At 48.5% G+C, this 1581-nt stretch carries 1 protein-coding gene; it reads right to left on the bottom strand.

Translation table 11 applies throughout. The features are described 5' to 3' along the window. Positions 1-1359 (bottom strand): sulfotransferase family 2 domain-containing protein (locus tag J5M66_RS26435; RefSeq protein WP_207817526.1); only part of this gene is annotated, 1359 nt, incomplete at its 3' end. Positions 1360-1581 lie beyond the last annotated feature (222 nt).

The following is a 1581-nucleotide window of genomic DNA, read 5'->3' as shown; positions in this document are numbered from 1 at the left end:
ACACAGCACCTTGCGCAACGGATAAACAAGATGTGCTTCGATAAATCGATACACTGCAAGATAATGTCTATGTTTGGACGCAAAAGCCTCACACTCAGCCATTCGCGTTGAATTATCCGTCTGTGAAACCTCAAGGTCAGCTTTCAGTTGACCGTTTTCACTCTTTGATTGTTCCAGCGCAATGACAAGTTTCTTACATTCAGAGCACGCCGCGTTGATCTGATCCTCTAGAGCACCTCTCTCAGCCTCTTGAATATTACATTTAGCCTCAAGAGCAACCCTCTCAGCCTCTTGAGCACTACATTTTGCCTCAAGAGCAACCCTCTCAGCCTCTTGAGCACTACATTTTGCCTCAAGAGCAACCCTCTCAGCCTCTTGAATACTGCAGTGAGCCTCTAGAGCATATATTTGTTGTTCCTTGGATTCCGCAAATTCCTTCCAGGTATCGCGATCCTCGATGAGCCAATCCTTGGCCTTTAGCAAATCAGTCATCTGCTCAGTCGAGCATTGGCGCATTTCACCTATGCGCTGATGCCTGCCCCGCAAAAGCTCAATCCCTTTGAGCGCCACTGTCAACTGCTCTTGCGAGAAACTTTCCTTCGCAGGCGGAATGTTCATTGGGTAGCCATATTCCTCAAAATCTTTGGAATATAACCCGTCGATCAGCTCTTTGGACCGAGGGCTGATGAACTCCGGCAGATACGGAATCATGCTCTCGTTCGCCCGAGCTGTCGTGAACGGACTTACATATACTTGTCCGAGATGAGCGCTCAGTGCGGCGTTGAGCGCTGCTGTATCTTCGATTTTTGAGATCGCGCTGTAAGGAAAAGATGCTGGCTGGAGCAAATCGTACTGGGGCGTCCAATGACAATCTTTGAACTCGTTCCGCTCGTGCGAATATAAATATTCTAGAAAAGCTTCGAAAGCCCCAGCCACATCGGACATAACATCAATCGGATACTCTACAAAGTCCAGTCCTTTATACGGAACAATCTGTAGTGGCTCGCGGAGCAATATCTTCGACTGCCAAGCGGAAAAAATCCTTTTATAAGGGTTTCTTACCAATGCGAAGCTGAAATACCCATCGGCCTGGATCTGTGCAAGCCGTTGAGGTGATCTGACGAACAGTTGAGGAGCCACAGCCAGCAATGTGTCGTGGATAACCAGTTCAGGATCCGTTTCGGAACTGATGTTTTCTAACTGAACTGCCCGGGCAACCCCTTCAAGTTCCGCGAACCACCACTTGATAGAAGTGCAGGCAACCTTGGGTGTAGCCACATAAAACAGCTTCCGCTCGTCCGAGACACAACTGTTCCATGAAAAATAGTCCAGCAAGCGCTGATCATCACTGCTTGTCATTACTTTTTCTCAATCTCATTTATTTTTCGCGAGGGATACTCGAAAAAACGCGACGCCAACTCGCTTTTCAAAGCGTTTAGCCCATCGAAAAGCCGGCCTAGCGATGCGTCGACGCCAACGCTCATCCCATGCAGATCAAAATTTCACTTAAAGCAGTTCAAGCGCTGGCTCATTGACAGAGACATCCATATAGCCAAACGACCTCGCCCCCTGGTCCGACAC

This window comes from Pseudomonas sp. 67(2021) (genome assembly GCF_017491835.1).
Classification (GTDB): Bacteria; Pseudomonadota; Gammaproteobacteria; order Pseudomonadales; family Pseudomonadaceae; genus Aquipseudomonas; species Aquipseudomonas atacamensis.
The sequence above is the reverse complement of the archived record's forward strand: the minus strand, read 5'-3'. Positions and strand labels throughout refer to the sequence as shown.